The 19842-nt window shown below is 71.5% G+C and carries 14 protein-coding genes and 1 pseudogene; 6 read left to right on the forward strand and 9 right to left on the reverse strand.

Annotated elements, in window-relative coordinates:
- The first annotated feature begins 173 nt into the window (after positions 1–173).
- Positions 174–1214, forward strand: coding sequence for a DUF3533 domain-containing protein (locus ACWCRJ_RS25070; RefSeq protein ID WP_450941385.1), 1041 nt, complete (start codon positions 174–176; stop codon positions 1212–1214).
- A 33-nt stretch (positions 1215–1247) separates the two neighbouring features.
- Here ACWCRJ_RS25070 and ACWCRJ_RS25075 read toward each other — a convergent pair whose 3' ends face one another.
- The gene (locus ACWCRJ_RS25075; RefSeq protein WP_450941386.1) at positions 1248–2327 is read right to left on the reverse strand and encodes a S1 family peptidase; all 1080 of its coding nucleotides are present in this window, start codon (positions 2325–2327) and stop codon (positions 1248–1250) included.
- 973 nt (positions 2328–3300) lie between these two features.
- On the opposite strand from ACWCRJ_RS25075, the pseudogene ACWCRJ_RS25080 reads away from it, so the two are divergent.
- Positions 3301–3582: pseudogene (locus ACWCRJ_RS25080) on the forward strand (transposase); the annotation flags it as partial.
- Positions 3583–3767: 185 nt separating this feature from the next.
- Here the strand turns inward: ACWCRJ_RS25080 and ACWCRJ_RS25085 are convergent.
- The 4 genes from ACWCRJ_RS25085 to ACWCRJ_RS25100 form a co-directional block, all read right to left on the reverse strand.
- Positions 3768–4670, reverse strand: coding sequence for a S1 family peptidase (locus ACWCRJ_RS25085; RefSeq protein WP_450941387.1), 903 nt, complete (start codon positions 4668–4670; stop codon positions 3768–3770).
- Positions 4671–5157: 487 nt separating this feature from the next.
- Positions 5158–6360, reverse strand: coding sequence for an LLM class flavin-dependent oxidoreductase (locus ACWCRJ_RS25090; protein WP_450941388.1), 1203 nt, complete (start codon positions 6358–6360; stop codon positions 5158–5160).
- A gap of 76 nt (positions 6361–6436) precedes the next feature.
- On the reverse strand, positions 6437–8203 hold the full coding sequence (locus ACWCRJ_RS25095) for an FAD/NAD(P)-binding protein (protein ID WP_450941389.1): 1767 nt from the start codon (positions 8201–8203) through the stop codon (positions 6437–6439).
- A 501-nt stretch (positions 8204–8704) separates the two neighbouring features.
- Positions 8705–9931, reverse strand: a complete 1227-nt coding sequence (locus ACWCRJ_RS25100; protein ID WP_450941390.1) for a DUF5685 family protein — start codon at positions 9929–9931, stop codon at positions 8705–8707.
- A 303-nt stretch (positions 9932–10234) separates the two neighbouring features.
- Here ACWCRJ_RS25100 and ACWCRJ_RS25105 point away from each other — a divergent pair, with 303 nt between their 5' ends.
- On the forward strand, positions 10235–10678 hold the full coding sequence (locus tag ACWCRJ_RS25105; protein ID WP_450941391.1) for a cell division protein SepF: 444 nt from the start codon (positions 10235–10237) through the stop codon (positions 10676–10678).
- 51 nt (positions 10679–10729) lie between these two features.
- Here ACWCRJ_RS25105 and ACWCRJ_RS25110 read toward each other — a convergent pair whose 3' ends face one another.
- Both ACWCRJ_RS25110 and ACWCRJ_RS25115 read right to left on the reverse strand, forming a co-directional pair.
- A complete protein-coding gene (locus ACWCRJ_RS25110) occupies positions 10730–11920 on the reverse strand; it encodes an acyl-CoA dehydrogenase family protein (protein WP_450941392.1) in 1191 nt (396 codons plus the stop codon).
- Positions 11921–12022: 102 nt separating this feature from the next.
- On the reverse strand, positions 12023–13633 hold the full coding sequence (locus ACWCRJ_RS25115; protein ID WP_450941393.1) for an MFS transporter: 1611 nt from the start codon (positions 13631–13633) through the stop codon (positions 12023–12025).
- Positions 13634–13969: 336 nt separating this feature from the next.
- On the opposite strand from ACWCRJ_RS25115, the gene ACWCRJ_RS25120 reads away from it, so the two are divergent.
- Complete coding sequence (locus tag ACWCRJ_RS25120) at positions 13970–15163, forward strand: hypothetical protein (protein WP_450941394.1); 1194 nt, start codon at positions 13970–13972, stop codon at positions 15161–15163.
- A 239-nt stretch (positions 15164–15402) separates the two neighbouring features.
- Entirely contained in the window at positions 15403–16443 is a 1041-nt protein-coding gene (locus tag ACWCRJ_RS25125) for a phosphatase PAP2 family protein (protein WP_450941395.1), read from the forward strand.
- Positions 16444–16593: 150 nt separating this feature from the next.
- On the opposite strand, the gene ACWCRJ_RS25130 is transcribed toward ACWCRJ_RS25125, so the two are convergent.
- Positions 16594–16809, reverse strand: coding sequence for an I78 family peptidase inhibitor (locus tag ACWCRJ_RS25130; protein ID WP_046914709.1), 216 nt, complete (start codon positions 16807–16809; stop codon positions 16594–16596).
- Positions 16810–17186: 377 nt separating this feature from the next.
- On the opposite strand from ACWCRJ_RS25130, the gene ctaD reads away from it, so the two are divergent.
- On the forward strand, positions 17187–18917 hold the full coding sequence (ctaD, locus tag ACWCRJ_RS25135) for an aa3-type cytochrome oxidase subunit I (RefSeq protein ID WP_450941396.1): 1731 nt from the start codon (positions 17187–17189) through the stop codon (positions 18915–18917).
- Here ctaD and ACWCRJ_RS25140 read toward each other — a convergent pair.
- Positions 18826–19836: a helix-turn-helix transcriptional regulator gene (locus ACWCRJ_RS25140; RefSeq protein ID WP_450941397.1), complete on the reverse strand. Its 1011-nt coding sequence runs from the start codon at positions 19834–19836 to the stop codon at positions 18826–18828. The two genes, ctaD and ACWCRJ_RS25140, sit on opposite strands and share 92 nt — an antisense overlap.
- Positions 19837–19842: the final 6 nt, after the last annotated feature.

Below are 19842 nucleotides of genomic sequence, written 5' to 3' on the forward strand. Positions count from 1 at the left end.
ACCGCCCCGGCCGCAGACCGAGCCACCGGCCCGGTCACTCGTCAGCCACTCGGCTCGAACATCAGTTCACAGCCTCCTCGCCTCCACCATAGACCACTTTTCGAACTTCTGTGCGATCACCATTCGGCCCCATCCCACCTGCGCAAACGTCGCCCGCCCCAGACCGTGGGGACATGACACAGACGTCCGGTCCCGCCCCCCGATCCTTCGCCGACGAACTCAGGGACGGGATCACACCGCGGGCCACCCTGCTCGTCGTCGGGGTGCTCGCCCTGCAGCTGCTCTTCATCGCCTCGTACGTGGGGGCGCTGCACAGTCCGAGGCTCAGGGACGTGCCGTTCGGCGTGGTCGCGCCGCGGGCGGCGGCCGACCAGGCGGTGGACCGGCTGGAGCGGCTGCCGGGAGAGCCGCTGGACCCGCGCGCGGTCGCCGACCGGGCGGCGGCGCGCGAGCAGATCGTGGGCCGGGAGATCGACGGCGCCCTGCTGATCGACCCGGCCGGCACCACCGACACCCTGTTGGTCGCCTCCGGCGGCGGCCGCACCCTCGCCACCGCGCTGGCCACGCTCGTCACCGCGCTGGAGCGGTCCGAGGGCCGCACGCTGCGCACGGTGGACGTGGCGCCGGCCGAGACCGGGGACGCCAACGGGCTCACGTCCTTCTATCTGGTCGTGGGCTGGTGCGTGGGCGGCTATCTGTGCGCGTCGGCGCTGGCGATGAGCGCCGGGGCGCGGCCCACCAACATCCGGCGCGGGATCATCCGGCTGGGCGCCCTGGCCTTGTTCTCGATCGTCGGCGGACTCGGCGGCGCGGTGATCGCGGGGCCGGTCCTCGGCGCACTGCCCGGGAGCGTGGCGGCGCTGTGGGGACTGGGGGCGCTGGTCGTCTTCGCGGTGGGCGCGGCCACGCTGGCGCTCCAGTGCGTCTTCGGGATCGCCGGCATCGGCGTGGCCGTCCTGCTGGTGGTGATCGCGGGCAACCCGAGCGCCGGGGGCGCGCTGCCGCCGCCGCTGCTGCCGCCCTTCTGGGCGGCGATCGGCCCGGCACTCCCCCCGGGCGCGGGTGTGTGGGTGGCCCGCTCGATCGCCTACTTCGAGGGCAACGACACCACCGGCCCGCTCCTGGTGCTCTCCGCCTGGGCAGCGGCGGGGGCCGCCATCACCGTGGTGATGGCGGCCCTGAAGAGGAGACCGGCAGAGCGGCCGGCCGACTGATCGGCCGGTCGGGTCAGCCGGTCGGCCGGTCGGTCAGCCGATCTGTGTGCCCGTCGCCGACAGCGCCTCGGTGACGGGCTGGAAGAAGGTCTCGCCGCCCGAGGTGCAGTCGCCGCTGCCGCCGGAGGTGAGGCCGATGGCCTTGTCGCCGGAGAAGAGCGAGCCGCCGCTGTCGCCGGGCTCGGCGCAGACGTCGGTCTGGACGAGGCCGTTGACGATGTCGCCGTTGCCGTAGTTCACGGTGGCGTCGAGTCCGGTGACCGTGCCGCTGTGGACCTGGGTGGTCGAGCCGCTGCGGGTGACCTTCATACCGACGGTGGCCTCGGCGGCCCCGGAGATGGCCTGGGTGGAGCCGTCGTAGAGGTTGACCTCGCTGGGGTGGTCGACGTCCGCCGTGTACTTGACCAGGCCGTAGTCGTCGCCCGGGAAGCTGGAGTCCGCGTTCTCGCCGATGACCCGGCCGCCGGCCGACCAGGTGGAGATGCCCTCGGTGCAGTGACCGGCCGTCAGGAAGAACGGCTCGCCGCCCTTGACCACGTTGAAGCCGAGGGAGCAGCGGCCGGTGCCGCCGGTGATGGCGTCGCCGCCCGCGACGAAGGGCTTGTACTCGCCCTCGGTGCGCTTGAGTTCGGCCCTGGCGCCGAGGCCGTCCACGACCTCGGTGAGTCTCGCCAGTTCGGCCTTGGAGACGGTGCGGTCCGCGGTGACGACCACCTTGTTGGTGGTCGGGTCGGTGGCCCAGGCGGTGCCGGGGATGGTGGCGTCCGACTTGAGGGTCGTCCGGGCGCTCTTCAGCTCGGCGAGGGAGTTCTCGACGAGGCGGGCCTTGGCTCCTGCCGCCTCGACGGTCTCGGCGGCGGACTCGTCGAGCACGTTCACGACGAGGAGCTTGCTCTTCGCGTCGTAGTACGTTCCCGCGGCGTCGGCGCCGAGGTCCGCGTCGAGAGTCCGGGCGAGCTTTCCGGCCGCCATGACGGTGAGCGCTTTCAGCTCGGGGGCCGGCGCGGTCTCACTCGCGTTCGCAGTCTGGAAGGTCACTCCCGCGGCGACCAGCGCGGCGATGCCCGCACCCGTCACGACGGCACGGCGCCTGGGTATGCGTCGGTGCTTCAACTCGCGTCCTCCTGTGGGGGGTTGACCGAGAGGGGCGTGGGGGCCCGGCTCGGCCGCAATTCGTACGGGCAAGAAGGCGGCGGACGAAAGAAAACGCCGCGTCCATGCCAACTCTGCGGCGCCCACTATTCCTAGGCGCACACGGGGCACACAAGGTCGACTTCAGGCCGAGCACACAACGAGGGCGCACGCCCCCTATGCCATTACCGTCCGGTAACGCCCCGCCTCGCGCTCGCAGGAATTCACACTGCAAACACAGGAAGCAACGAACCCCTCCGCAACGAGCGAGGTCTAGTCCTGTCTGAAACTCGCCCCTCGTGGGCCCGAACTCAGGGGCGTGCGTTGTCGGCTGAAGGTCGGTGGGGGCTGGTCGCGCAGTTCCCCGCGGCCCTGAGGACAACGGCTCTGCGGGCCCCTGAAAAGACAGGGGCGCGGCCCCGCCTTTTCAGGGGCGCGGGGAACTGCGCGAGAAGCCCCACCGCCCCACAGCCGAGTCACCGAACGAGGGCGAGCCCCCGCACACATGGTGATGCCGTCGCTTGATTCGGGGGTTCGCGTGACCTCGGCCTTCAAGACCGGGTGGTGGTCTTGAAGGCCGACGTTGTCGTATGGGGTGGATGCGGATGCCGATGCAGCCGAGCGGCCCGAGCGAGGTCCCGGCGGAGACGGTGCGGGTGGCGCGGGCCGCCGTTCCCGAAGGGGAGCCCGGCGATCCGGGTCCGGGACGGGCTGGGACCGATGTCCAGCGACGAGGAGTTCGCGGAGCTGTTCCCCCGGCGGGGGATCGCGGGGGAAACCCGCCTGGTCACCGGGCCGGCCGGCGCTCGTGCCGATGTCGCAGTTCGTGGAGGGGCTCCTGCTGAAGGCCGCCGGCCGGGCCAGGACCGACTCGACTCCACCCATGTGCAGTCCGCGGCCCGCCAGCTGTGCTCGCTGGAGCTGGTCGCCGAGGCCCTGCACCTCCAGCCCCGGCCGCCGCCCGACCCTGCGGCCCCGCGCGGAACACGAAGCACTCCGCCGGGCCCGCACCGAACAGGACACCGACATCTGGAAGGACCGCTACACGACCCGGGCCGGCATCGAGGACACCATCTCCCAGGCCCTCGGGCGCCGCGGCCTGCGCAGAGCCCGCCACCAAGGCCTGGCGAAGACCAGCCTCCGGCACCAGCCCACCGGCGCCGCCCTCAACCTCGCCCGCATCGACGCCCACCTCACCAGCACGCCCCGGTCCCACACCCGCACCAGCCACCTCGCACCAGCCACCTCGCAGCACTCGGCCCCGCCGGGCCGAAGCACAGCGGGGCCGAGAAGAGCGAACCCCCGAACTGACCAACAGCTTCACAAGGTGTACGGGGGCTCGCCTGTTACCGGCTGCTGCCGGGTGGGGGGCCGGCGCCGGGGGGAAGAGCGCCGGTTCCGTTCGGCCTGATCCCGTTCGGCCTAGTAGACGCTGACCCCGTACGCGCTCAGGGCCTCGGTGACCGGCTGGAAGAAGGTCGTACCACCGGAGGTGCAGTTGCCACTGCCGCCGGAGGTCAGACCGTACGCCACGCCGTTGCTGCCGTAGAGCGGGCCGCCGGAGTCGCCGGGCTCGGCGCAGACCGTGGTCTGGATCATGCCGTAGACGATGTCGCCGCCACCGTAGTTCACGGTCGCGTTGAGGGCGGTCACCCGTCCGGTACGGGTACCGGTGGTGGAGCCGGTACGGATGACGTTGGTGCCCACGCTCGGGGTGGCCGCGCTGGTGATGTCGACGCTGCCCGCGGTGCCGTCCTTGGCGATGGACGTGTTGCTGTAGCGCACGAGACCGTAGTCGTTGGTCGGGAAGCTCGACCCGGCGGTCGGGCCGAGGACCGTGGTGCGGCCGGAGTTGGAGTACCAGGTGCCCGCGCCGTCGGTGCAGTGACCGGCCGTCACGAAGTAGTACGTGCTCCCGCTGCGGACGTTGAAGCCGAGGGAGCAGCGCCAGCTACTCGCATAGATGGCGTCGCCGCCCTTGATCAACTTGTTGAACTTGCCCGGGGTCCGCTTGATCGTCAGGGCGCCGGCGTTGTCGCCCGCCGCCTCCTTGATCTGCGCCAGCTCGCCCTGGGAGACGGTGCTGTCGATAGTGACGACGACCTTGTCCGTGGCAGGGTCGATCGCCCAGGCGGTACCCGGGATGTCAGCCTTGAGCACCGATGAGCTGGCACTCTTCAACTCGGACGCGCTGAACGTCTGGGTGCCTGCCGCGTTGGCGGTGGGGACCGTGACGGCGGCCGCGGCGACGAGTCCGGTGGTCACGGCGATCAGCCGGGTCCGTCTCGTTATGCCGCTGCGGGGGGTGGTGCGCTTGATCCTCACTGTTCGTTCCCTCCAAAGGGAAGTCGGGGGCCCGCGTGGGGTCGGGGCCCGTGAGGCGCAGATCAGGGAAGCGGTCCGGATTCCGGACACGCCGTGTCCCTGACAAGGCGCTGGGGGGAAGTATTCGGCCGTACCGCCGACCCACGCAAGGGTGCCTTTCGGCCTCTCGGGAACCCAACCGGCGCGCCCTCCACTCCAGTTGACCCCATCAGGCCATATGTGCGGGTTCTGTGTAAATCCTGATCGGCTCCCGGCGGGGCCGGATGACGGGTCGTCGGAGCAGGCCGCAGGGCCCGGGAGCGTCGATCACCACTATCGTCGGCCGGGGCGCAGGACACCCTCCGAGACGCCCGGTCGGAGTACGGGGGTCCACCGCCCGGGGGTGTCCGGAAGTCATCCGTTGGGCCGTTCAGCCGTTCGGTCCCGCCCAACGGGACCGAACGGCCCGAGGCACGAGCACGGCACCGCCCGCCGCCCCTCCCCACGGTCAGGACGCCGCCCCCGCAGCCTTCCCCCGCGCTCTCGCCGGCAGGGCGCACCCGCCGACGGGACGGGCGAGACCCAGGTGCTCGCGGAGCGTGCTGCCCGGATAGAAGGTGCGGAACAGGCCACGGTGCTGGAGCAGCGCCACCGTCGCGTTGACCAGCCGTTCCAGGTCCCGGCGCGGCTCGACGGGGACGAGGTGGAAGCCGTCCACGACGCCGGCCCGGTGCCAGGCGGCGACCAGTTCGGCGAGGTCGACGGGCCCGCCCCGGTACAGCGGGCCGTCGGCGGTCCGCCGTGGACCTCCCCCGCCGTGTCCCGGCTCGGCCGCGTGCTCCCCACCGCCGAGATCCACTCCGAGACTCGCCAGCACCCGCAGCTCATCGGGGTCCCGCCCGAACCGGGCCGCCGTGTCCCGCAGTTCCTCCCGAACGGCGTCGGCGTGGGCCGGGTCGGTGACCCGCAGGAGGGCCACGTCCGCGTAGCGGGCGGCGGCCCCACGGCTCTCCCCCTCGGTCGCGTCGACGACCCGCACGGGACGACCCTGCGGCGACCGGGGCACGACCACGGGCCCCCGCACAGGAACCCCGGCGGCCTCGACACCCTCGACGCGGTGGCTCTGCTTCCAGCCGCCCCTCTCCCGACCGTCCTTCTCCCGATCGCCCTTCTCCCAGCCGTCCCTCTCCCGACCCTCCCCCTCCCCGCCGCCCTCCTCCCGGCCGTCGGACCACTCGCTCCCGCCGTCACGGACCCCGGCACCGTACTCGCAGCCTGCCCCCGGGCGGGTCGCCGCGTCGTCCTGCCCACCGGCGTCCCGCCCCAGCACATCCCCGGACGCGACGTGCCACCGCCCGAACCGCCGGGCCTCCCCCCGTTCCTGCGGGCCCGGCTCCTCGATCCACCATCCGGCCCGCCCCCGGCTGACCCAGTCGAGCGTCGCCACGGCCGCGCGGGCCCGCGACGGCTCGGCATGCGCCACCGCCATGGCCGGCACCAGCCCGACCCGCCCCGTCTCCGGCGCCACCCGTGCCAGCACCGCGGACGCGTCCGGCCCCGGCCGCCCGGCCGCGTCGCCGAGCGTCACGAAATCCAGCACCCCCCGCTCCGCGAGCCGGGCGAGCTCGACGAACGCCCTCACGTCACCCACCGCCCGCTGATCGATGGCGGCGGCCAGGTGCAACCGCCCCCGACCGTACGACGACCCCATACCGACCGACCTCTCTCCGTTGCTCCGCCGTTCCCGCTTCCGCCCGACCGCCCGCCCCCACAACGACGCCGCCCCCTCACGCGGCCGCGCGGCACTCCAGGTCGCGCAGGACCGCGAGTACGGCCCGAGCCGTCGCGTCGTTCTGCCGGAAGGCGGGGCCACCGGTACGCGGACGGGTGAAGGCCCCCGGTGTACGGCTGTTCGTGTAGGGCCCGAGCGCGAAGCGCCGGGGGTGCGGGCGTCCGGCCCGGTCCAGTACGCGCCCGTCCGCGGGGTCGACGGCGACCAGTCCCTCCGCCGTCTCGACGACACTCCCCTCGTCGTACAGCCCGCGCAGCAGCCCGTCGCGGACCCGGGCCACCGTCGGCTCCGGCAACCGCGCCTCGACCAGCGCCCTCGCCTCGACCGAGCCCCCGGGCACGGTGGGACTGAACGCCCGGAACACCCCGCCCTCGGCGACCACGCCCATGTCCGCGCCGACGAAGTGCAGGACGCCGGCCCGCGACAGGGCGAGCAGCTGCCGCAGCCGGGGACCCGGAGGGCCGGAGGCGAGGAAGCTGAAGAACCCGTGCCACCAGGTCCCGACGTCACCGAGCCGGATCAACTGCCCGTAGACGGACAGCAGCCCGAAGAAGACCCCGAGGTCGGCGCTGAAGGAGTCGTCATGACGGCGGGCCAGGTCGGCCTCGACATAGCCGCGCAGCCCGTCCTGGAACTCCTCGTGCGACCCGTATCTCACGCCCTCCAGCGGACGGTCCAGCGCGGCCAGGTCCAGCCGGTCGGCCTCGTCCGGCACCGCCGAGGCCACCAGCACCGCCCGCTCGCCCGCGTCCGCCGCCGCGTACTTCTCCTCGAAGTCCGCCCAGGCCATGGCCGTCCGCTCGGGATGCGCCGTGAACAGCCGGTGGTAGTGCGCGAACCCCAGCTCCTTCTCCACCAACGGCCACACATCGCCCCGGAAGTCGAACCCGGCCGCCCGTGACAGCAGTGCGTCGACCTCGGCCGGTCCGAAGAACCTGGGCAGGGGCGGTCGTTCGCCGTCCAGGTCGTACCCGATCTTCGAGTGGTAGGGCACCCCGCGCCGCGACCCGACGTACAGCACGGGCTCCCGCCCGGACGGGTGGTACGTCAACTCCTCGTCCCCGTCGCCCTCGTGGCGCTCGTACCACCCGCCGCGCCCCTCCGTCAGCAGCACCAGCAGGTCGACGAAGGCGAGCCCGAAGCCCCGCACGAGTACCGGTTCCCCGGGGGCCAGCGGCGACAGGTCGCTGTCGGCGGTGAAGTCCGGCGGCAGGTGGACGAGCCCATGGGTGCGGGCGTACTCCGCCAGTTCCCGCTGCTCGTCGTCGAGTTCGGCGTCCAGGTGGCCGAGCGCGAGGATGACGAGATCCGCCGGCAGCGGACGTGGGCGGCCCTCCAGCCACACCTGCTGACGCCCTTCGGCCGGTCCGCTCACCCGGAGTGCCCGCCGCGGATGATGGTGGACCGCGACCCCTTCGGGAAGATCGGCGACGGCGTTCTCGTGCACCCAGCGCAGATACTCGCCCTGTACGCGCCGGTCGGAAAAGAGCCGCCCGTCGAGCCCCGCCCACTCGTGCAGCGTGGGCCCCTCCCGTACGGGCCCGTCCATCCGCACCGTCTCGTCGGTGAACATGGTGACGTCCTCGGCCTGCGAGTTCATCCACAGCAGCGGTGACTGGTCCGCACGCCAGATGCGCCCGGCCCCGGGCGGGTGCGGATCGACGAGATGGATGTCGAAACCCGTGCCCGCGTACAGCTCACCGGCGTTGGCGGCGATCCGCTCGACCAGTCCGGTGGCACGCGGCCCGGCCCCGACGATCACCAGGGACGGGCGCGCGGAGAACGTGGCGTGGGGGGAGGAAGCAGAGTGAGAAGAGGAAGGAGAGGAGGGGAAGGAAGAGGCAGACGGCATGCGAAAGGCTCCGTGATGTCCGAGTCGAACACGGGTGCCTTCACACGGAGCGCGTCGGTGGAGACGGACGCGGGGCGACCGAGCCCCTCAGCAGCGGTCTGTGCCGAGAGTACGGCGGCCTTTCCCCTCCCTGTCAAGGCTGTCCGAACTGTGGTCGCTCCGTCTCACGTCGGTTGACTCACTCTCGGATGCCTGTTCCACTTGCTCCATGCATCCGCAGCAGTGGCTGGTCAAGCGCTCCCACATCGACTTCGGTCGAGTGTGGTCCTCCTCCTGTTGAGCTGAGCCGACCCCACCGCGCGCCCCGATTCCGAGGGGCGCCGTTCGCGTTCTCGCCCTTGGCCTTCACACACGCACGCCTCCCCTCGCGTACGCCCGTTCCACGACGTTCCCCGCCGTCCGGCCGCCGTCTCAGCAGTCACAACCACAGCACTCACACGCCTCGCAGCAGTCACAGTCGCAGTCCCGGCAGCAGCCCTCGCGCTTCTCCCGGGACCAGGGGCCCTCGTACTCCTTCGCACAGCACATCCGGCAGGTGCAGCACAGCAGGGTGAACATCCCGCACCCCGCCCAGAACCCCCGCCGCCGCGGCGGCTGCGGCGACGGCACCCCGCCGAAGCCACCACCGCCGCCTCCACCGAAGCCCCCACCACCGGCGAACGGATTGCCACCCCCGCCGGCGTACGGTCCACCGGCGCGGCCCGCATAGGGATTCCCGCCACCCCCGGCGTACGGATCACCCGGCACCGGCGCCCCGCCGCCCCGATGCGCCGCACACACCGGCACCGAGCCGAAGGCCCGGTCCACCGACCTGCGCAACTCGTGCGCCAGCAGCAGATGGGCCAGCCCGCCGTCGACGAAGTCGGCCTCGCGCAGGGCGAGTCGGATGCCGTGCAGGGCGTCGTCGGCGAGCCGCCGGGCCTCGGTGAGCGAGGTCCCGGTGGCGGTCAGCGGGTTCCAGGCGCCCGCGGCGGTGTCGGCGGTACGGTCCTCCACCGCGTCCAGCAGATGGGCGAGCCGTCCGAAGAGCCGTCCGGCCTCGGCGAGTGGTTCGGCGTTGCCCGGTCGTCCGGCCAGGATCGCGGTGTGGGCGAAAGCCGCCGCCGTGGCCGTCTCCGTCGGCTCGGTGACCGTCAGCAACCCAGTGCCCGGCCCGGCGAGTGCCTCGATGCCGAGCTGCCGGTCCACCGCGTCGACCAGCACCGCCGTGTCGAACCCGAGGTCGGATCCCGTACGCGCCCCCGCGCGCCCCCAGTTCGTCGCGATCCGGCGCGCGGCGTGCGCCACCGGCTTGCGCGCGAGCAGTCCGTCCCCGTCGGCGACGTGGTCACGGACCTTCGCGGAGGCGAGCACCAGCGAGACGGCGGCGGCGAGCCGCGCGCCCTCGCCCTGGGCGACGGAGGCGGTGCGCATCCCGCGCAGCGGACAGGGTCCGGCGGTGCGCCGCCGTCCGGTGGTGGGCCCGGCCTGAGCTTCCGTCAGAACCGAGACCAGCAGGCCGTCATAATTGGTGACAACCCGGGCGAACTGCCCATGGTCCGAGCGCAATGCGAGACACAGACCGCACAGATGCGCCATCCATTGCGTACGCAGCCCTTCGCCGAGGCGATGACCGCAGGGCCTCACTATTCCGAACACGACACTCCCCCGTGTCTTCGCGTGCAGCCGCATGCCCGTCGGCGTCGCGGCATCGTAGCCGCCGGAACGTTCACCCGGTCGGCCCCCGACTCACCCAAACGCCGCGAACAATATTATTTCACTCCCTGTCAGCAGGTGTGTACAGCGAAGCCCTTGGGGCACATGGACTCTCGACGAATTCGTTCTGCACCAGTACCGTCACGAAACCCCCGTGCGGCGTCTATCCACTTGGCGAGACATCCGCATCATGGACGACGATAGGGATGCGGAAAGCACGAAAGACCGCTGCGAGAGGAGGCGTCCATGGGATCGGTGCGCAAGGCGAGTGCCTGGCTTGGCCTCGTCGACGACAACGACGACGAGCGTTACTACGACGACGACTACGCCGATGAGCGGGAGTCCGGCTCCGGCGAGGCCTGGGTCACCGACCCTCGCGTCAAGGTGGCGTCCGAGTCCGCGCAGGACCACGGCCGCCGGATCGGCACGGTCACGCCGGACAGCTTCCGCGACGCCCGGCACATCGGCGAGCTCTTCCGGGACGGCGTCCCGGTCATCATGAACCTCACGAACATGGAGGCCGCCGACGCCAAGCGGGTCGTCGACTTCGCGGCCGGCCTGATCTTCGGTCTGCGCGGCTCGATCGAGCGGGTGTCCAACCGCGTGTTCCTGCTGACCCCGGCCGACACGGAGATCGTCAGCGGCGAGGTCGCGAGCCGTCCGGTCGACGGTTTCTTCAACCAGAGCTGAGGCAGGGCCGCTCGCCGGCGCGCCCCCCGGTCCGCGATCGTCCGACGCGGCTCACCGGAAGGCGTCGAAACCGGTGAGCGCCTTGCCCAGCACCAGTTGGTGCATTTCGACGGTGCCCTCGTAGGTGAGCACCGACTCCAGATTCGTCGCGTGCCGCATCACCGGGTACTCCAGGGAGATCCCGTTCGCGCCGAGAATCGTCCGGGCGGTACGGCAGATCTCGATCGCCTCTCGCACGTTGTTCAGCTTGCCGAAACTGATCTGCTCGGGACGGAGCCGTCCCGCGTCCATCCGCCGCCCCAGATGGTGGGCGAGCAGAATCCCTTTGTGCAACTCGACCGCCATGTCGGCGAGTTTGGCCTGGGTGAGCTGGAATCCGCCGATCGGTTTCCCGAACTGCTCCCGGGTCCGCGCGTAGGCCACGGCCGACTCGAAACAGGACCGCGCGGCGCCCATCGAACCCCACACGATTCCGTAGCGGGCGTGCGAAAGACAACTCAAGGGGCCTTTCAGTCCCCTGACCTCCGGCAGTACGGCGTCCTGCGGCAACCTCACGTCGTCCAGGACGAGTTCACTGGTGACGGAGGCACGCAGGGACCACTTGTGCTTGATCTCCGGCGCGGAGAACCCGGCGGTGTCCGTGGGCACGACGAACCCCCGCACGCCCTCCTCGGTCTGCGCCCACACCACGGCGACCCCGGCGACGGACCCGTTCGTGATCCACATCTTCCGCCCGTTCAGGACCCAGTCGCCGCCGTCGCGCTCGGCGTACGTCCGCATCGACGCCGGGTCGGACCCGTGGTCGGGCTCGGTGAGGCCGAAGCATCCGATGACCTCGCCGGAGGCCATGCGCGGCAGCCACTCCCGCTTCTGCTCCTCGCTGCCGAAGCGGTGGACGGCGTACATCGCGAGCGACCCCTGCACGGACACGAGCGACCGGATCCCCGAGTCCGCCGCCTCCAGTTCCAGACAGGCGAGCCCGTACTGCACGGCACTGGCCCCGGCGCACCCGTACCCCTGGAGCGACATCCCGAGCGCCCCGATCGCGCCCAACTCCCGGGCCAGCTCCCGGATCTCGGGCAGCTCCCCCCGCTCGTACCACTCGGCGACCCGCGGCAGCACCCGGTCCGCCGCCCAACTGCGCACGGTGTCCCGCACGGCGAGGTCCTCGGGGTCGAGAGAATCGTCGAGGCCGAGGAAATCGGCGGGATCGAAGGACGGCGACTTCGCGGGCGCGGCCATGGGGAAACCTCCGGCTCATAAAACTAGCGGTGCTCAGCACACTACCCATGGACCGCGCGCCCCGACTCCACCGCACCACGACCGACGGGAGGCCGCGGCGGCTCAGCGCATCGACTCCGCGCGCACGGACGGCGCCGCCTCGGCCTCCCGAGGGCCCGGCAGGTCCGCGGCGGCCCCGCACTCCATCCCCCGGGGCAGCCTGAGGGCCATCACCGCACCGAGGACCAGCAGCGCCGCGCTCACCAGCAGCGTCATGTGCAGCCCATGGACGAAGGAGTCCCGGGCGGCGTGCCGCAACGCCTCCCCCGAGGGGCCGCCGAGCCGGTCCGCGACCTCGTACGCCTCGCCGAGCGAGTGTCCGGCGGCGGCGGAGGCCGACGACGGCACCCCCGGCACGGACGACAGGCCCGGCGTGTACGCCGCGTTCATCACGCTCCCGAGGAGCGCGATCCCGATACCGGCGCCCAGCTGGTACGAGGTCTCGCCGATCGCCGCGGCCCCGCCCGCCGAGGAGGCCGGGGCCTCGCTCAGCATCGACTCGTACGCGCCGAAGAGGGTCGTCTCCAGGCCGAAGCCCAGCAGTACGAATCCGGCGAGCAGCAGGCCCGCGTTGTCGTGGCGTCCCATGGCAGTCAGCAGGACGACCGCGAAGGCGGTGAGGCAGAAGCCGGCGCAGACCATGCGGCGCGGCCCGAAGCGGTGCAGCAGATGGGAGCCGACGAGCCCGGCGGCCATCGCGGCGATGGTCAGCGGCAGCAGGCGCAGCCCGGTCTCCAGGGGGGAGAGCCCGAGGACCAGTTGCAGATACTGGGCGGCGATCAGTTCGAGCCCGACCAGCGCGAGCATCGCGAGGACGATGCAGCCGACCGAGGTGCTGAACGCGGGGCGGGCGAACATCCGCAGGTCGACCAGCGGATGCGTCCGGCGCCGCTGCCGTCGCACGAACGCGGTCAGCAGGCCGGCGCCGCCGAGGAGGGCGAGCGCGGTGCCCGGGTCGAACGGCGGGTGTCCGCCGCCGAGCCGTTTCACCGCGAGGACGACGCCGAAGAGACCGACCGCCGCCATCAGGGCGCCGATCACGTCCCAGGGTCCGTCGCGGTCGCCCGTGGACTCGGGCAGCAGCAGCCGTCCGATCGGCAGGCTCACGAGCATCAGCGGGATGTTGACCAGGAAGACCGAACCCCACCAGAAGTGCTCCAGCAGGAACCCGCCGAGCAGCGGTCCGACGGCCGCGCCGACGGCGGCGACGGCGCTCCAGACGCCGATGGCGAGCGCCCGTTCGCGCCGGTCGGGGAAGACCTGGCGCAGGATCGACAGCGTGGCGGGCATGATCATCGCGCCGCCGACGCCGAGCAGGGCGCGGGCCGCGATCAGGACCTGGGGGTTGTCGGCGAAGGCGGCGAGGCCGGAGGCGACGCCGAAGAGGGTGTATCCGAGAAGGAGGATCCGTCTGCGGCCGACCCGGTCGCCGAGCGTGCCGAAGAGGATCAGCAGCGAGGCGCAGACCAGCGGATAGACGTCGACGATCCAGAGCAGCTCCATGCCGCTCGGCCTGATGTCCTCGGTGACGGCGGGGACCGCCACGTGCAGCACGGTGGCGTCGACCGCGACCAGCAGGAGACTGACGCACAGGACGACGAGGACGACCCAGCGGTTGGCATCGGCCCCGGTGCCCGGACGGCGTCGTGCGGCGGCCGTGGGCGTCCCGGACATGTACGTACCTCCCAGAATGCTCTCGCGTTCGGCGGAACCACGGGGTGGGGACTCCCCTGCGGCCACGGCCCGGGAGGAGCGGCGTCCCGGACCCGCGCAACGAAAGGCGAGCGAGCCGTCAGCGTACGCGAGTCCCGGCCGGTGAAGAGTGGCGGGTGTCTCATGGAACCCTCATGTGAGATGTGGCATACGCCACGCCCCGGGCCGTCCACCGGTCCTCCATGACTCCTTCGTCACTCGTCCGTGGCTCCCCTGCGGCTCGCCCGTCGCCGTCCACCACGGCCCACCACGCGGAGACGTCCCGGCCGGTTCCCGGCTCCGCCGATAATCGAGCGCGTGACCGATCTTGCTACGCGCCCGGCGCCGCCCTCCCCGAGGCGGGCCGCCCCCGCGCTCCTCGGGTACGCCGCCGTGCGCGCCCTGGGCCTCGTCGCCCTCGCCGGGTGGAGCGCGGCACGCGACAAGAGCGCGTGGACGCTGCTGTCGGCCCGCTGGGACTCGCTCTGGTACACGCGCGTCGCCGAACTCGGTTACGGCTACGAGGTGCGCCTGCCCAACGGCGACGTCCACTCGAACCTGGCGTTCTTCCCCCTGCTCCCCTGGCTGGAGCGGGCGGTGTCGGCGGTGACCCCGCTGTCGTACGCCCACGCCGGCCTGGTGGTGGGCACGTCGGCCTCGCTCGCCGCGGCCTGGGGGATCTTCGCGGTCGCCGACCAGGTGTACGGCAGGCGGGTCGGCGTCTGCGCCGTCCTGCTGTGGGCCGTGCTGCCGGTCGGGATCGTGCAGTCGATGGCGTACACCGAGTCGCTGTTCACCGCGCTGGCCGCCTGGTCGCTGTACGCCGTCCTGACCGGCCGCTGGGTGACGGCGGGCACCCTGGCCGCCCTGGCCGGGCTGACCCGCCCGGTGGGGCTCGCGGTGGTCGCGGCACTCTGGGCGGCGGCGATCGCGTCGTATGTACGGGACCGGCGACACGCACCCGCTCCGCCGTCCGGACGGAGCCGGAGTGCCGAGGCGCCGGACGGCGCTCGGCGCTGGCCACGCGCCCTCGGGACGCTCCTCGCACCCCTGGGGGCCGTCGGGTACGTCCTGTGGGTCGGCCTACACACGGGCAAGGGCCCGCTCGGCTACCTCGACGTCCAGGCGGGGTGGCGCAACGGCTTCGACGGCGGCTACGCCTTCGCGCGTTTCGTCACCGACAAGTTCACGTCGTTCCCGTCGGCCCTGGCGGGTGTCGGACTGATCATCGGAGTGGCGTTGATCATTTGGCTGTACGCGGTGTGCGTACGGCAGGGGCAGCCGCTGTCGTTGCTGGTCTACGCGGGGGTCGTCACCGCGCTGGCGCTGTGCGCGTCGAGCTACTTCGGCTCCAAGCCCCGGCTGCTGATGCCGGCCTTCCCGCTGCTGCTGCCCCTCGCCCGGGCCCTCGCCGGAGCGCGTACTGCCAGGTCAGCGGCGATCGTCGGGGCCGTCGGGGTGGTGTCGGCCCTCTACGGGGCGTTCTGGCTGAACGGCTCGGGTCCACCCTGACCGGCCGGCCACGGACCGCGAGCGAACGGGTAATTCCACGCAAGCATTCGGTGAACGAATTCAAAAGGGCCGCAAAACGACCGGTCTGTATTAGGCCATGGAATTGAAGGCCAAGTGGCGCAACGATTCATCATTCAGCAGAAATAAACATCAATATGAGAGGAATCCCACATCACGGCGTCATCACAAAGCCGGTGATTCACGCCGCGTCCGAGCTCACTCGCTGTAACGTCGATTGAGTGCGTACCGAACCAAAGCCGACCCGTCTGGACCGGGTCTTCTCCAGGCTGGACCGTGAGCCGGAACGACCGGCTCACATCGATGTGCCGGGGATGACCCGGCACCGGGTGGTGCTCTTCGCCTCCACCCTGGCCTTCTACGTGGCCATCGTGTGGGCCGTCGTGATCACCTCGTGGCTGGTCCGGCTCGACTGGCAGATCATGTTCTTCCGGCCGTACCAGCAGTGGCAGCAGATCCACGCCTTCCTGGACTACTACGTCGTCCTGGGCCAGCGCGGCCCCACCGCGGTGATGGTCGCCGCCTGGCTGGGCTGGCGCTCCTGGAGACAGCACACCCTGCGCCCGATGCTGGCGCTCGGTGTCTCGCTGCTGCTGCTGAACATCACGGTCGGCGCCGCCAAGATCGGCATGGGCCGGCTCGGCCCGCACTACGCCACCGAGATCGGCGCCAACGAGATGTGGCTCGGCGGCGACATATTTCCTTCGGGACACACCGCCAACGCCGTGGTGACCTGGGGCATCCTGGCCTACCTGGCGTCGACGCCGAGGGCCAGGCGCTGGCTGTCCGCGCTGTCCGCCGTGATCTCGCTCGGGGTCGGCCTCACCACGGTGTATCTCGGTACGCACTGGCTGAGCGACGTCCTGCTGGGCTGGGCCGCCGGTCTGCTGATCATGCTGGCCCTGCCCTGGTTCGAGCCGCTGATCGCCCGCGCCGAGGTCTGGATCTTCTCGCTGCGCGACAGCTGGCGCGACCGTCGTACGGCACCCGTGCCGGCCCCGGCCCCGGCGCCCGCACCCGCACCCGCACCGGTGGGAACGGCCGTGGTGCGAGGGCACGTCGAGGAGCCCGCGACCGTCCGGGAGACCGGCATCGCGGCCCGCGCCGCCCATCCGCCGATCGTGCCGCTGCACCTGTCCACCGGACCTCATCTGACCAGGTCGGAGAGGGCCCCGGTCACCCCGACCGGCTCCCGCCGGCCGCCCCACGCCGACCGCGTCGCGCACAACGCGACCCCGGCCCGCCCGGTCGCGGGCGGCTGACACGAGACGGCGGGGCCCGGTACGCACAGCCCATGCCCCGCACGGTGAAAGGCCCGGCTCGCCATGAGCCGGGCCTTTGTCCGTCCTAGGCCCGAGGGCCTCTCGTCCTGGGCCCGAGGGCCTTTCGTCCTGGGCCCGCGATGGCGGCCCTCAGCCCTTCCAGGCGCGTCTCACCCGGCCGTCCTCGACCTCCAGGTTCAGCCGCCCGAAGCGGTACTCCATGGTGATGATCGCTCCCGGCGGCAGCTTTCTGACGGTGGACCAGCCGTGTTCCACGGCTCGGCGCTCGGCGTCCGGCGCCTGGAGTCCGACGTACGCGTCGGGGTCGTCCCGGGGTTCTTCGGAGGGGGTGGGAATCGGTGCCATGTCCGCCACGGTAGGCGGCCGGAGCTCCGCTGTCCCCCCGCCGTCACGCTTCTGTCACAGAACCACGACACCCGTTTCGGCCCAACGCAGTCACACGTACGAGCGGTTCCTAACACCTTCCTCGTGCTGCCGAACGGAATTCCCGGGCACTTCGGCACCATCGCGAATAGCCCGTCGGAAAGCTGTCCGGGCCGTGTGTGTCCGGTGCATGTCCAGCCTTTTCCCACCGATTACCGGACGGCTGCCGGAAGCTCCCGCCCCATGGGAAATACACGGTTCCCGCACACTTCCCCCGTACGCCCCCTGTCGGCGCGACGGGGGCGCGAGCATCATGGCGTGCGGCACGGGCCCAGGACGCGGCGGCGAAGGGGCGAGCGATGGGGACCGAGACCGTACAGGCGGTGGCACGACCCGTGGAGGCGAGGACGCCGGGGCGGGTGGCGGTCGACTGGCTGACCACGACGGACCACAAGAAGATCGGCCATCTCTACCTGGTCACGTCGTTCCTGTTCTTCCTGGCGGCCGGGCTGATGGCGCTGGTGATGCGGGCCGAACTGGCCCGGCCGGGCACACAGATCGTGGACAACGAACAGTTCAACCAGCTGTTCACCCTGCACGGCACGATCATGCTGCTGCTCTTCGCGACACCGACCTTCGCCGGGTTCGCCAACGAGATCATGCCGCTGCAGATCGGCGCGCCCGACGTGGCCTTCCCCCGGCTGAACATGCTGTCGTACTGGCTGTTCCTGTTCGGCGGGCTCATCGTGATGGGCTCGCTGCTGGTGCCGTCGGGGCCCGCCGACTTCGGGTGGTTCGCCTACGCGCCGCTGAACAGTGCGGAACGGTCGCCGGGGATCGGGGCCGACATGTGGATCATGGGGCTCGCGCTGTCCGGCTTCGGGACGATCCTCGGCGCGGTGAACTTCCTGACCACGATCATCGCGATGCGCGCCCCCGGCATGACCATGTTCCGGATGCCGATCTTCACCTGGAACACGCTGTTCACGTCGATCCTGATCCTCATGGCGTTCCCGGTGCTCGCCGCCGCGCTCCTGGTGCTGGAGGCGGACCGGCGGTTCGGCTCGCAGGTCTTCGACGCCGCCAACGGAGGCGCGCTGCTGTGGCAGCACCTGTTCTGGTTCTTCGGGCACCCCGAGGTCTACATCATCGCCCTCCCCTTCTTCGGGATCATCACGGAGATCATCCCGGTCTTCAGCCGCAAGCCGATCTTCGGCTATCTGACGCTGGTCGGGGCCACGATGGCGATCACCGGGCTCTCGGTGGTGGTGTGGGCGCACCACATGTTCGCCACGGGCGCGGTGCTGCTGCCGTTCTTCTCGTTCATGAGCTTCCTGATCGCCGTGCCGACCGGGGTGAAGTTCTTCAACTGGACGGGCACGATGCTGAAGGGCTCGCTGTCCTTCGAGACACCGATGCTCTGGGCGACCGGCTTCCTGGTGTCGTTCCTGTTCGGCGGGCTGACGGGGGTGATCCTGGCGTCACCGCCGATGGACTTCCACGTCACGGACTCGTACTTCGTGGTCGCGCACTTCCACTACGTCGTCTTCGGCACGGTCGTCTTCGCCACCTTCGCGGGGTTCTACTTCTGGTGGCCGAAGTTCACCGGGAAGATGCTCGACGAACGGCTCGGCAAGATCCAGTTCTGGACCCTCTTCGTCGGCTTCCACACCACGTTCCTGGTGCAGCACTGGCTGGGCGCCGAGGGCATGCCACGGCGGTACGCCGACTATCTGGCCGCCGACGGCTTCACGGCCCTGAACACGATCTCGACGATCGGCGCGTTCCTGCTGGGCATGTCCACGCTCCCGTTCCTCTACAACGTCTGGCGGACCTCCCGGTACGGCGTGCGGGTCGACGTCGACGACCCGTGGGGCTACAGCCGGTCGCTGGAGTGGGCGACCTCGTGCCCGCCGCCGCGCCACAACTTCGTGACGCTGCCCCGGGTCCGCTCCGAGGCGCCGGCGTTCGACCTGCACCATCCGAGGTTCGCGGCGATCACGCCGCCCCAGACCCGGAAGGGCCAGGAGCGGACGCCGCATCCCCGGTTCGGTCAAGAGCGGCCGACAGGCGGTCCCGGAGAGTCCTGATGGTGCCGGTCAGCTCCGCCGGTTCGACGACCTCGAAGTCGACGCCGGTCATCATCACGTGAATGGCCATCACATCGAGGTTCGGCGCCCCGGTGCGCAACAGACAGCTGTGCTCGTCGTAGGCCTCCAGGGTGCCCGCCGAGGGCGAGATCAGTTCGGCGGCCTCATGCAGGGGCACCAGCAGCCGTACGACGGCGTGCGCGGCGTACACCGTCGTGGAGACCCCTCGGGAGACGTACGCGGCGAGGTCCTCGGCCGGTGGCTCGCGCGGGGTGAAGCGCGGGCCGTGCGGCGGCGTGGGCGTGACCCGGTCCACGCGGAAGGTGCGCCAGCCGGCCCGGTCGACGTCCCAGGCGACCAGGTACCAGCGGCGCTCCGTGCACACCAGGCGGTGCGGCTCGACGGTACGGCGGGTGGCGGCGCCCGAGTGGTCGCGGTACTCGAAGCGCAGCCGCTCGGCGTCCCGGCAGGCGTTGGCGAGTTCGGTGAGCACCCCGGGGTCGATCGCGGAGAGCCGGGGGCCGCGCAGCAGCGGCACGGTGAAGGCGTTCAGGGCGCCCACCCGGCGGCGCAGCCGGTGCGGCAGCACCTGTTCGAGCTTGGCGAGGGCGCGTACGGAGGACTCGCCGATGCCGTCGATGCCCTGCCCGGCGGCCGAGCGCAGCCCGACGGCCACCGCGACGGCCTCCTCGTCGTCGAGGAGCAGCGGCGGCAGTTCCGCCCCGGCGCCGAGCTGGTAGCCGCCGCCCGTGCCGGGGCTGGCGTTGACGGGGTAGCCCAGCTCGCGCAGCCGGTCCACGTCGCGGCGGACCGTGCGCGCGGTGACCCCGAGGCGGTCGGCCAGGTCCGAGCCGGACCATTCGCGGTGGGCCTGCAGGAGCGAGAGCAGTCGTAGCAGTCGTGCCGATGTCTCCAACATGGGGCG

This window comes from Streptomyces sp. NPDC002324 (genome assembly GCF_053593335.1).